We start from the raw sequence: 12,267 nt of genomic DNA on the forward strand, positions 1-12,267 counted from the left end.
AGGTGGGCGAGTTTGCGGAGCGGGTTATGCAGCGGTCTCTCCTGGTGGATGTCCTCCATCACGCTGAAATGACTGTCCGGGATCGCTGAAATCCGCACCTTAGCCAATCGGCGGTTTCTGGAAATACAGGAAAATGCCTAACGCACCGCCATGGTCAGTAAGTTCGCTGTAAACCCGCGAAACGCCCGCACCTTGCAAGAGAAACATAAGCTCACTGAGATTGTAGAAATTCATCTGCATCTCAGGATCCGGGGCGACAGCCGACGTAGCCGCACCTGAGGCAAAGGACCTTGTCTTCCTCGGCAAATGCGACTTGATTTCGCCCTTGAGCACTTGCCACAACTTCGGGGGAGGCCCTGCCGGTTTTGCCGGCTGCTGGCCAAAGCTGTCGGCGTAAATATCCCAGCCATAGGTAATCTGCATCGCGCCCAAGCCTCCCGGGCGGATGCGTTGCACCAGCTGCTCGAACAAGATCCTGCCTCGGCTCACTTCAACATGCTGCAACACGATGCTGCTGTGGACCAGATCGAAGTCGCCATCCAGCGCCGATAACGTGTCGTCTGAAGGAAGTAGTTCCACATTGAATGCCGACTGCTCATGGCAGTTGCGCGCAGCCTCTGCCAGCATGGAGGGTGAGATGTCCAGCCCGACCACCTCGTGCGCAACGCTGGCGAACGGGATGACCAGTCGCCCCACGCCGCAGCCGAAGTCCAGCACCCTATTTGGAGCAAAGTCAGGTACCAAATGCGCTCTGCAGGTATTCAGAACCTGCGTCACATGGGCATGACCACTGGCGAAGAAAACGGCCCTCGCATCGTCGGTCATTGCTTGCTGCCGAAACTGCGGGGAGGTCAGGACGCCGAAATAAGGATCATCCGCTCCCCAGCGCTCCCACTCGATGTCTGTGCCCTGCCGTTTTGCAACGGCCGATTGTGCGACGGCAACTTCGATTTCCAGCACGGCAGGCGTCAGCCCGTGCTGTTCCAGCCAGGCCAGACTTTCCGCAACAACTGTCACGACCAGGCGATAGTACCCTGCCAGTTTGGGGGCGCTGACCATCAACTCGGCATCCGCATACCCATCGTCCTCGACAGTGGCCGGTGTCAGAGGGCTGCGATGGCCGTCATGAACGGTCGTCGCGCCGGTAGTGGCGCTATCCCAGTGGTAAGAGGCATTCAGTGGGTGCAATGTGTCTGCAGGCCATGCCTGGCCGGAGCGATTGTGAACTCGGACCTGCACGGAAAAGCTCCGACCGGCTGCCACCTTGTTCACTGATGTGGCCGCCGAAACATAACCAGAAAAATTCACTTTAGAGATCCTGCTCCGTGCGCTGATGGCGGCATTGCCGCTTCAATCATCCAGGCCAGCGTCTTTTTGATGGGAATCGCATTGACAGGTCCGATTACCCGCTCTAGCCGCGCACAACTACCCACCAGCTTGTGCACCTCGTTGGCTCGCACAAAGGCCGGGTTGACACGAATCTCCGGCATATAGCCGGTGATTTCGGCAGCCATCGCCAGAATGCTCTTCAGCGACTGTCCGTGCCCTGAGCAAACATTGAGCACCTGCCCAGCGGAGGGCGTGCTCAACAATCGGCTGTAGCACTGCACAAGGGTGCGCACATCGGAGAAATCGCGCTCCACGTCCAGATTGCCCAACTCCAGCACCGGCGCACGCTTGGCAAAATGCGCGACGATTTTCGGCAGCAGGAAATTCTCGGTCTGACCGACGCCGGTGTAGTTGAACGGCCGCACCACCGTGATGGGCAATTGCGACCGCCAAGTGGCTGCCATGTACTCCATTGCAAGCTTGCTGACTGCGTAGTCGTTGGCTGGTGCCGGAGTGGTCGATTCATCGATCACGCCGGCCGTTGCATTGCCGTACACGTTCGCGCTGCTTGCCAGGAGTACCGCCGTCGGCGGCACGTTTGAGCTGGCCAAGGCCTGCAGCAAATTGCGTGTCCCTAGGATGTTGGTCCGGTAAATCGCATCGACATCACCGTGGCCAACAAAGGCAATGGCTGCGAGATGGGCCACTTTGTCCGGCTTGAGCTCATGGATGAGCCTGGAGAGCGGGGCGGCATCAAGCAAATTGCATGCATGCAAGTGATTTACGCCTTCAGTCAACGGCTCGTCGGCCCCTGGCAACTGATACACCAGACCATGAACTTCATGCCCTTGGGCCGCCAAGTCGGGTGCCAGGTAGCGCCCCGTGAAGCCGTTGACCCCGGTGATGAGGATGCGAGACATAGGCGCTGTCGTCCGCTTTAGAACGAGAAACCGATCTCGTTGCGGCGCAGGTCGGCCGCCACCATCATGGCGCACAGTTCTTCCAAAGTGGTCTTTGGCTCCCAGCCCAGTTCGCGCTTGGCCTTCTCAGGGCTGCCGATCAGCAACTCCACCTCGGCGGGGCGGTAGAAGCGTGGGTTGACGCGCACAACTGTCTTGCCTGTTGCTGTATCGACAGCCGTTTCATTCTCTGCCGTACCGCGGAACTCCAGGCTAATGCCCGCAGCCTTGCCAGCCATGGTTACGAAATCGCGCACGGTCTCCATGCGGTTGGTGGCCAGCACGTAGGTGTCGGGCTGTTCGGCTTGCAGAATGCGCCACATGCCTTCGACATAGTCCTTGGCAAAGCCCCAGTCGCGTTTGGCGTCCATATTGCCAAGCTCCAGCACATCCAGTTTGCCCAGCTTGATCTTGGCGATGCTGTCGGTGATCTTGCGGGTCACGAACTCGCGGCCTCGCAGCGGAGATTCGTGGTTGAACAGAATGCCGCTGGAGCCAAAGATTCCGTAACTCTCGCGGTAGTTGATCGTCATCCAATGTGCATACAACTTGGCCACGCCATATGGGCTGCGCGGGTAGAACGGCGTGCTTTCGATCTGCGGTATCGCTTGAACCTTGCCAAACATTTCTGACGTGCTAGCTTGGTAGAAGCGCACCTTCGGGTTGACGATGCGGATGGCTTCCAGCAGGTGCACCGCGCCCACCCCGGTGATCTCTGCAGTTGTGACTGGCTGCTCGAAAGAAACACCCACAAAGCTCTGCGCGGCCAAGTTGTAAATCTCGGTGGCTCCGGACGATTGCAGCAAGCGGATGCAGGTGCTCAGGTCGGTCAGATCGAACTCGACCAAGTGCAGATTGGGGTGATTGAGAACGCCCAATTCTTCCATGCGCCAGAAGTTGACGGAACTGGTGCGGCGATAGGTACCGTAGACGGTGTATCCCTTGGAGAGGAGCAGTTCGGTAAGGTAAGCGCCGTCTTGGCCTGAAACGCCGGTAATGATTGCAGTTTTCATAATGTTTAAGATATCCAATTGAAAGAGCCGTCGTTTAACGGCCAGATTTCACCAATTCCATGCGGCGTTTGAGCACGGATAGGATGTTGTTGTAAGTATTGTAGTAATGGAACATACCCGCCCGAGCCAGTGCGCGCCTTCGCATTTCCTCAGCATGCCCAGTCTGGGCGTCCGCCATAAACTATCCAAACGCGGAATGCAAAGATTGGTGCCCATCAGTAGGAGAGCAATTACTCCACTTGTCTTCATGCACTTGCGCGGCGGGACGAGTCGCCGGGTCCAGCGCAAGGAAGCGAATGTCATTGAACAGCCGTTGGATCGCTTCATTGGCGGATTCCCGATATGCCTGGACCAAAGCCGACTCGGATTCCCCCCACAAAGACAAGCTCTCCTCCACAGCATGCATGCGCGCTTGCATATCGGTTGACCGCCATGAGGCAGGAAGAAGAAATTTGCGGTCGAGACCCACATCACCGAAAAGCCCTTCAATCATGGGTGTGTTTGTAGGTAGAGCCAAAGACGGAACGCCAGCACACAACGCGGCGATGAGCCCGTGGTAGCGGCCTGTCACGCAACCGGTTGCCTTTGCCATTGCGTCCGCCGACCTGAAGATCCTTGGATATGCCTGTTGGCCAAGAAGCCAGGAGCCGCCGGCTGCGGCGATGCGAGTTGGCACGTGCAATCGTCCCATGAGAAAAGCGGGTAGTTGCTGATGGCGAGCAAACGACATCAATGCATCGGTCGCCGAGGCGTGAACGTGGTCGAGAACCACCAATCCCGAGCGATTCCCGTTGTATGCCCGAACACTGTTAGCAGCAAAACCTTGCTGCGGAAAAGCAGCAAGCGTCAAGTCTGGCACTAGGCGGGCGTCTGGACGCCATTCCCGGATGCCGGTAAGGCTGCGGCTCTCTCGGACCGCAACGATATCGAAGCATTCCAATAGCTTTCCCGTAGCGGCGGTATTTGCATGCCACACGGAGTTGATCAGCACGCAAGCGACGCCCCTATCTCGCAGGTGAACGCACAGATCCATCATGCGACGGATTCGGGGGTTGTCATGGTGAATCGAGTCCTCACCGTTGAAGACTGCGATGCGCAATCGCCGCATATCTAGACGCTCAAGCACTTTGACGCAGTCTTCTTCCAAGCTGACGCGCGCGAGGCAGGTAAGTCCAGCCTGGGTGAGTTCGTCCTCGATCAAACCAGTGACCGCATTGCTGCCCAAATGGGAAAAGCCATCGATTGACCGCGTATCGTTAAGTAGCAAATACCCCGGCCCACCAAGGTCCAGATCTGCGCGTCGGGCAAGCGCTTGCTCTGCAGCGACGAGCCCGTCCACCTCCTGAATCGCCGCGTACCTGGCCATTGACAAACGAGGTGTCTCATACCGTCCTGCTGCGCTTATGGCTTTCTCGTCGAGCCAATGTTCCCGGAGGATTGCGGTCGTATCTACCGCTACAAAACCACCCAGCCCGTCGCCCGCCTGCCTGATGGCCTTGCACCGGCGCCGAAGGTAGTCGACCAGCCAATCCCCGTTTTCAAGCAGCGTCATGGGCACGGCGTAACGCTCCAGATACCAGCGCAGAAATCCATCTCGCGGCTCAGGCTTGCCTGCACTGACTTCCCCAAAAAATGCTCTGCCACCTTCGTCATGCGCCAGACCAGCAAGAAAGCTGCCTACTGCGGTGCCAAGTCGCTTGCGCAGGAGCAGGCTCTGGATTCCAAGATTGGAAGTCACGGTGTAGACACCTTCCACCCGCGGAAGCAAATATTGCGAGCTGGATTCGTAGCCTCTGAATGCCTCGTTGAAAATCAATTGCGGGTAGCGCTCACGCAACCAACGCAAGTTCCGGTTTGGCCCGGCATCCTCAAGCACATGCCCCCACTGAACGTATTCGGTGACGATTACGCCCACGTCACCTGACATGGCGTCAAGCATGCCCAGCAAGTATTCGAACTGGGTACGAAAGACACACTGCTCATCGAAGGAGAAGTAGTTCGAGACTTGCAGAGGTAACAGCACCAAGCGTGGGAAGCGATGACGCCAATCCATGTCCTTGAACGGATCGTGCTGTTGCAATGCAGCGTGTTTGGATCGACGGAAGTCATCAAGCAATTCCTTTGACGAAGTAAACCCGGTCAAATGATGCGCCGCTTCCTTTCCGGAAAACGCTGCACTTCGGTAGATTCCCACATGGTCCAGAAACATCGACATGGGGTACGGGTTGCGAGAAAACGCGCTGACTTCTGCATGAAAAACCACCGCGGCAGGCCAAATGCAGTTCAGATACCGTGCCGGCATTCCAAAGGTCACGACGACATCAGGCTCGAATCCAGCTGCCGCGATAGCCACATGCTTCAAGACCAAGCTCTGCGCCAGATTCGGTCTATCTCCGTTCTCGCGTACATCCTCACCGAACCTGGTGAGAGAGGCGTAGTCCGCGAATGCTGCCTGGGCGCCGCGCTGCAGACTCAACTCGTCAACGTAGCCGACATCGGTGTCAAGATTTGCTTCGACAAGGTAAGTGCGCTGCCGCTCAGGGACAACCATCCAGGTATGCACATCCTCTCTAGCGGCAAGACCTCGGCGAAGCCGACCCAGCAATAGCGCCCATCCCGCAGTGAACTCCGGCCCTTGAGGCAGGATTCCTGGAAAGACGTAAAAGAGAATTCGCATCGGCTAGTGTGTCTTGCCGGTCGGGACCACTTCTGCAACAGCGCCAACTGGCTTGACGGTCAGGTGATTGATGATGGCCTTGGTGTCCGACGCAATATGCAGGCGTAGCTCAAGGTCGCCACAAGGCCAGGTCAACACAAAGGGAATCTTTGTCCTCACCGAACCATCCACACGCCCTGGCTTGACGGTTTTGCGAGCAAGAAGTTCGGCACCATGATTCGCTGCCACCTCGATATGGCAATCGGAGGTGGAGAGCACCTCGTAGCTCCAATCCAGCTCGGCGACATAATGCCCTGCTGGCAGTTGCAGATACGGCCCGAACAGCAGGTACCCTTCCTTGCACGTGCTGTGCAGCTGATTGCCGCGAGCGGAACCTACGGCCGACCTCAGGAGGCGGCTCGATCCGTCTAAGCGGTAGTGGCGCGGTGTGCCGGGGCGCAGCAGCGCCTGCTGCATGGCTACCAGGCGCGCGGCAAGGGGATCCACTTCATGTGCATCACGCCAGCGTTTGGCATGCTGGATCATTTGTGGTGCGTTGGCCGTCTTCAGTGCGGCATTGATGCCGAGTGCGATGTCTTCGGGGCTCCTGCCTGGGAAGCGATGCACAGCGTCACCAAGGTTGTCGAATATCTGAATCGGTGTCACAGCCACGGGGCGAGCCGTGGCCAAACCATCGCGCACCGCTGCACTGGAGGATTCATCGGTGTTCTGGTAGGCAAAGACCAGCAAATCAGCTTCGGCCATCAGTGCGGCAGCTTGGTCGTCAGTAAGATATTCACTGCGTACTTCGACGAAGTCTTGCAAATTGCTATCGACGACGCGCTTTCGCAACTGCGCCACCAGCTGAGCCGAGACGGGGTCGGGGTACTCCGCGTTGAGCATTCGCAGCCGCACCGGCAACCCTCGCTTGTGCAGGAGTTCCACCGCTTCGAGTACCTCGGGCAAGCCCTTGTGCGGCAAGCAGTAGCCAAATGTGGCGATTAACGCGGTGGCGGTATCGGCACGGGGCTCCGTCGTAGAGGCCACGGGCAGTTGCTTGCCCATATGTCGCATCGGGTGAGGGAACAGGGCGACGTTTTGCACCAGCCCGAGGCGCTTTAGGCGATTCAGATCGGAGATGGCATGCACCAGCACACGCGCGCAGCGCCGCAGAGCGTCGGCCGCTGTAACGAGGCGCCAGTTGATATCCCATTCAGCCAATGCCACCGGGTCACCGGTCGAATGCATCATGACGATGACGGTTCTGCCCGCATCAACCTGCCTGTGCAAGAACCCCGCGAACTGTTCTAGATTGAAGAAGCCGTAATTGAACTGCACCACCAAGGTATTCAGGTCGTGCTCCGTGATGGCGGCGTCCAACAATTCGAACCGGTTGTTCTGTTTTTCAGACGCCCAGCAGCGATGAACGAAGTCTTCGTCAGTGCGGACTCTGCCGTCCTGGATCGGTGCGAGGATGGTGACCGCTTGATCGGAGGCTTCGAGGATGTGTCGGGCATACGAGGCGATGCCGCATTTGGTGTTCCAGGTGGTCACCCAGCCGGTGCGAGGCTGGCCGAGGCCTGCCTGACCTTGCGCCCATTGCCGGGTGGCGTTGACGGCTCTTGCCGTAACGTCTGTCCATTTGAAATGGCGCAGCAGTACATCGCGGCCGTGTTGAGCACGCCTGCTGCGCTCAGCTGGGGATGTGGCCCGCGCGCGGCGAAGAGCATCGCACAGGGAATCGTGATCGGGTTCGGCCCAGACCGAGCCATGCACGTTGAAATGAGTCTGCGCGGGCGTAAATGTGTAGTCCACCAGCCAGGAGTTCTCCTCTGAGCAAAAGTCCAACTGACCACTCCAGGCTGTTGTGATGACGGGCAGTCCGCTCAGCATGGCCTCGGCCATAGGGAGGCCGAAGCCCTCGGCCCGGCTGGGTGCCGCCAGAACGTGGCATTGCTGGTAGAGCGCTTTCAGATCGTTGTCCGACAGATCACCCTCGATCACATGGACGTCAGGGTACTGCGGGTTGGCCGCTCGGCATGCTGCCAACTGCTGATGGATGTCGTTGTGCGGATTTGCGAAGGTCTTGATGATCAGTGAAACATCGTCAGCCTGGGAAAACACAGCACCAAAGGCTTTAAGCAATGCATCTGCGCCCTTGCGCGGGAAGCACGATGAAACGTGCAGCACGCGAAATCGCTTGCCTGGGAAGCTGACGTTGCTGGTTGCCACGACGCGCTCCCAGTGATCGACGCCGCAGCCCGAGGTCACCATGGGGACGCTCACGCCGTTGTCGATGAGCACCTTCTGCACATGCTCGGACAAGCATGTCAGGCCTTGCAAATGCTGGTTGAAGTTCTGCACCCACTCGGCCGGGAAGCCGCTCTCCTCCCACGCATAGTGGTGCAATAGATTGAGCGGCGAGCCCATGTCGGAAACGCGAGGAGGGTACAGATTGCGGCTCGTCACGTGAGTGGCCGACTGCGGCATGCTGTCTAGACGGGCATGCATGGTGGCCAGATCTTGATTGGCGGCCAGAAAGTGGGGGTTGGCCGGGAAATCTCCAGGGCCTTCGGTGGAGTGCAGCGCAACCGTATGCCCGAGCGCCTCAAGTGCACGCGCCGTCTCGCGGTTGAGCAAGGCTAAGCTATAGGTGCTGTCGAACGGTCCTTCGACCCGCCAGGATAATTTCCCCCCCCAGTTCGCCGATGCAGTCAACCTAGCGACTGTGTCGAGATTGCTGGCAAGGCAGTGGGCAACGCCGCGCAATTCTTGCTCGCTTGGGGCGGTATCGCGTTCCGGGCTGATCAGTGCATTGAGGATCAGTGCGCGGCGGGCGTTTGAATCGAGACCTGCTAATGGTTCGGCCGCCCGCTTGGCGGCCGTCAGCTCAAGTGCTCGCAGGGTGCGGGTCGCGCAGTCATCCCAACTGAAGCGCTTTGACTGCTCCAGTGCATGGGCTTTCAGAGACGCATAGAACGCCGAGTCACTGAGGCAGCGTTGAATAGCTGCAGTGATGGCGGCGACGCTGTGGGGGTCGAACGTGGCATCTGCACGCCCAATGACTTCGGGAATGCTGGTGGTGTTCGAGCCGATCGTCGGTACGCCGAAATGCATAGCCTCCAGCGCCGGCAGTCCGAATCCTTCGTGTAGCGATGGAAAAACGAACAGGTGGCAACCCGCGTAGAGAGCCATCAACTCCTCGTCGCTGACGTGCCCGGTGACCACGAGACAACCTTGCTTTAATCCAAGTATCTCGGCCAAGCCTTGCAGCTTCTCCAGGTCGGCAGGGCTGACCTTGCCTGCGAGCACCAGTTGATATTGCTTGCGCAGGGATAAGGGGAGGGCACTGAAGGCCTGGATCAGGCCCTCGAAGTTTTTACGTGGCTCGATATTGCCCGAATGCATCAAGTAAGGATGAGTCAGCGCAAATTTTTCCCGACATGCCGTCATGACAAACGCCGACACCTGCGCGTCGACGAATATCTCGTCTGCAGCGGTGGAGATTGTCGTGACGCAAGAGGGCGGTACGCCAAGCAGTTCGACTGCTTCGGCCGCAGCAGACTCCGAAATGGCCAGCAAGCAGTCCGCTCGGCGAAGAGAATCCATCTTGTCGTAGTACCAGCGGGCTCCAGGCTCCCAACCGATATAGCGTTCAGGATCATGCAGGGGAATCAAGTCGTAGAGCACGGAGGCTACGACCGTCGGGCCCGGAATCCATCCGATCGACGTCACGGTGGCGTCCATCGCCCCCTCGACCATGCTGCTGATCAGCAATGCGTCGGGTGCCAGGTCGGCAATCAGCGCTTCACGCAGCACGCAAGCCGCCTTGCGGCGCCAGGCGTTTTCGGGTCGAAGTTCATCGACGGGGCCGATGGCCTCAAAGCCGATGATGCGTTCGGGCGGCAACAGCTCACCCAGCACTTGCCTCAGCGACCGAGCCTCCTCTACGAACATCTCGTTCAACAGCACATAGAACTCGTGCTCGCCGCTGTGCTTCAGCAAGGCTTTGGTCAGGGAAAGGGAGTAGCGGCCAATGCCGCGGTTCTTGCTGCCGTTCTGGCAGCCTTGCAGGTCGATCAGGATTCGCATGCGGTTTTTGGTCAGGCCTGGAAACCGACGCGGCGGGACTGGGCTCGACGCAGGTCTTGATAAATGCGCTCGGCTTGCATCGGGACGATCCGGATGTGATGGACGGGCGCAACGCCCGATGGGCTTTCGGGGACCGAAGCTTGCTCGGTGCGCAGCGGCAATTGAGCCACGTCATGCCGCAGCGCGACGATCTCCGCATGGTGAGCAGCCAGCAGAGTCTCCAGGTTCTGGCCGATGCGGTAGAGCCGATTGTCGGTGGCGCGCAACTGGCGTTCCAACTGCGCAACCATCGAAACGTCGGGTCGCAGCAGCAGTCGCCGCAGGGCACGTTTCCACGCCGGCTTTGGGTGAGGGCGCAGGCGTGCCACCAACTCCGCTAGGCCTTCGACGTTCGCGCTGTGTTGTCGCCCTTCTTGGGAGAGGGCAAGTACAACGGTCAGCTCGCCACGCTCGGCGCCTGCGCGGATCTGGCCGAGGTAGTTGGACAGACCATCGGCATCAACTTCCCGGCCCAATACGCTGAGGTATGCGGATCTGACAAAGTTCTCGTCCTCCAGCGCGAGCAGGGCGCTCACCGAGTTGACGCGTCCTCCAGCGCTTGTTTTGCTTGCTTGCTCGCTCATGTCGGGTGCTGCCTGGATGCTGTTATTGCTACTTGGTGAGCTGAATTGTGTTCAGCACGGGATAGGTGATAGAGAAGACCACGTTCAAGAACTTCTGAAATTCTGCGATGGGGGCGTTGCTGACATACAAAATGTCCTTGTTACTGATGGGAAAGCTCTGCATGGCAAAGAAGCTGCTTGGATCCTTGACGTTCATGCGGTAGACAACCGGCACCATGCCGTCTGGAGTGCTCGCCACAGGCTGGCGGGGCCAGTCAAGTGCTGCGACCGGCTCAAAGCGGAATATGAAAACTGCCTGAGCATCTGAGCGTGAATCGAGGAGACCACCTGCCCGGGCCAGAGCTTGGGCCAAACTGATGCCCTGGGTCTCAAATGCAATTTCCTCGTTTTTGCCAGTGGCACCAAGTGCGGTGAAGGACAAGGGCTGATAGCTGGCAGTCACAACATCGCCGGGACGCAGTAGCACGTTTTGTGCCGGATCGCGAATGATGGTGTCCAAAGGCAGACTGTGAAACTGGCGCTCGCGAGTCACCTGGACGGTCACCTTGCTGACGGCCTGCTTGACCCCGCCGGCGGCAGCAATGGCATCGAGCACACGCTCACCGCTGGGTGTCAGGGGTAAGCGCAGGCTGCTATGGACTTCGCCGACCACCGTGGCGGTGGACGATGCGTTGCGCACAATGCGGACAAGCACTTCCGGCTGATTTGCCTTGCCTTTGAGTCGCTGCGCGATATCGGTTTCAAGTGATTGGGCCGATTTACCGCTCGCCTGGATTCGCCCTGCGAACGGCACGGAAATCAAGCCCTCGCGATTGACCACCTGTTCTGGCAGCGTGGTTGCCCGACTGGAACTTGGGGCGCGAACATCGATGCCGCCGCCTCCAAACAAGGTCGCAGGCGGTGCTTCCCAGATGTTGACTTCGATGCTATCGCCCGGACCAATCAGTTGTGGCAAATGAATGTCGCCCAGCGCCTCGGAGAACAAGCGAGACTTCTTACCGTCGAGCAGTTTCCGCGCCACGGCTTCATCGACGTTGACGAGTTGGATAACACCAGCCGCTGTTGGTGCTGAGGTCGCCTCCTCAACTTCTTTGTGGCTTGGGCCGATGGTTGGAAACTGTGCGCATGCACTTAACAGAAGCGCGCAAGTGGCGAGGGATAGAGTTCGCTTGGATGTATGGAGGCTTGAGTACACGTAGGTGCGCTGAATCAGGTGGGTATGCCGGAGGATCCAGCAATAGAGCGCTATTTTAACCAATTGCCACACCTCTCCGTTGGGTGGTTGGCCTTGTCAATCGAGGCATGCGCCTGTACGGCCCTGTGTTTCGAAAAATCTTCCAAGTCCGCACAATCAGCGCCACTCACAAGAAATTCGCTGCTAAGTCCTTCTTGACCGGGGCGGGTCTGGGTCAGTTGGCTGCCTCTTTTTGGCCGCCTACCGCCGAACTTGCCGGGTCTGAGCGGCAAAACGGCGCTAGTTTCGCCGGCCGCTGTGTCTTCGCAATGCCAACTGCTCTGGCTCGACGCGACCAGTTCGACGCCAGTACGCCGTAATGAGACCGCTGCATAACCCGCTCCGCAAACTCGCCCACCTC

Annotated in this window: 7 protein-coding genes; all 7 read right to left on the reverse strand. The window is 58.7% G+C overall.

The genetic code is table 11. The features are described 5' to 3' along the window. Positions 1 to 99: 99 nt before the first annotated feature. The 7 genes from LNV08_RS22670 to LNV08_RS22700 all read right to left on the reverse strand — a co-directional run bounded on the left by LNV08_RS22670 (position 100) and on the right by LNV08_RS22700 (position 11,867). Positions 100 to 1,308, reverse strand: coding sequence for a methyltransferase domain-containing protein (locus LNV08_RS22670; RefSeq protein WP_263536018.1), 1,209 nt, complete (start codon positions 1,306 to 1,308; stop codon positions 100 to 102). Continuing rightward, positions 1,305 to 2,249, reverse strand: coding sequence for a GDP-mannose 4,6-dehydratase (locus tag LNV08_RS22675; protein WP_263536023.1), 945 nt, complete (start codon positions 2,247 to 2,249; stop codon positions 1,305 to 1,307). The genes LNV08_RS22670 and LNV08_RS22675 overlap by 4 nt, the downstream gene beginning before the upstream one ends. 17 nt (positions 2,250 to 2,266) lie before the next feature. Beyond that, on the reverse strand, positions 2,267 to 3,301 hold the full coding sequence (gene gmd / locus LNV08_RS22680; protein ID WP_263536019.1) for a GDP-mannose 4,6-dehydratase: 1,035 nt from the start codon (positions 3,299 to 3,301) through the stop codon (positions 2,267 to 2,269). Between the two features lie 181 nt (positions 3,302 to 3,482). Further along, the gene (locus tag LNV08_RS22685) at positions 3,483 to 5,978 is read right to left on the reverse strand and encodes a polysaccharide pyruvyl transferase family protein (RefSeq protein WP_263536020.1); all 2,496 of its coding nucleotides are present in this window, start codon (positions 5,976 to 5,978) and stop codon (positions 3,483 to 3,485) included. 3 nt (positions 5,979 to 5,981) lie between these two features. Continuing rightward, entirely contained in the window at positions 5,982 to 10,049 is a 4,068-nt protein-coding gene (locus tag LNV08_RS22690; RefSeq protein ID WP_263536021.1) for a glycosyltransferase, read from the reverse strand. A gap of 11 nt (positions 10,050 to 10,060) precedes the next feature. Next, complete coding sequence (locus tag LNV08_RS22695) at positions 10,061 to 10,672, reverse strand: DUF4214 domain-containing protein (RefSeq protein WP_263536022.1); 612 nt, start codon at positions 10,670 to 10,672, stop codon at positions 10,061 to 10,063. Positions 10,673 to 10,700: 28 nt separating this feature from the next. Next, positions 10,701 to 11,867: a polysaccharide biosynthesis/export family protein gene (locus tag LNV08_RS22700; protein ID WP_263536024.1), complete on the reverse strand. Its 1,167-nt coding sequence runs from the start codon at positions 11,865 to 11,867 to the stop codon at positions 10,701 to 10,703. Between the last annotated feature and the right edge of the window lie 400 nt (positions 11,868 to 12,267).

Source organism: Paucibacter sp. TC2R-5 (assembly GCF_025717605.1).
GTDB lineage: Bacteria > Pseudomonadota > Gammaproteobacteria > Burkholderiales > Burkholderiaceae_C > Paucibacter_A > Paucibacter_A albus.

Bases quoted from the DNA above. Each gene is read 5' to 3' on its own strand.
- LNV08_RS22675 (WP_263536023.1), bottom strand. From the start codon at position 2,249: ATGTCTCGCATCCTCATCACCGGGGTCAACGGCTTCACGGGGCGCTAC.
- gmd (WP_263536019.1), bottom strand. From the start codon at position 3,301: ATGAAAACTGCAATCATTACCGGCGTTTCAGGCCAAGACGGCGCTTAC.
- LNV08_RS22685 (WP_263536020.1), bottom strand. From the start codon at position 5,978: ATGCGAATTCTCTTTTACGTCTTTCCAGGAATCCTGCCTCAAGGGCCG.
- LNV08_RS22690 (WP_263536021.1), bottom strand. From the start codon at position 10,049: ATGCGAATCCTGATCGACCTGCAAGGCTGCCAGAACGGCAGCAAGAAC.
- LNV08_RS22695 (WP_263536022.1), bottom strand. From the start codon at position 10,672: ATGAGCGAGCAAGCAAGCAAAACAAGCGCTGGAGGACGCGTCAACTCG.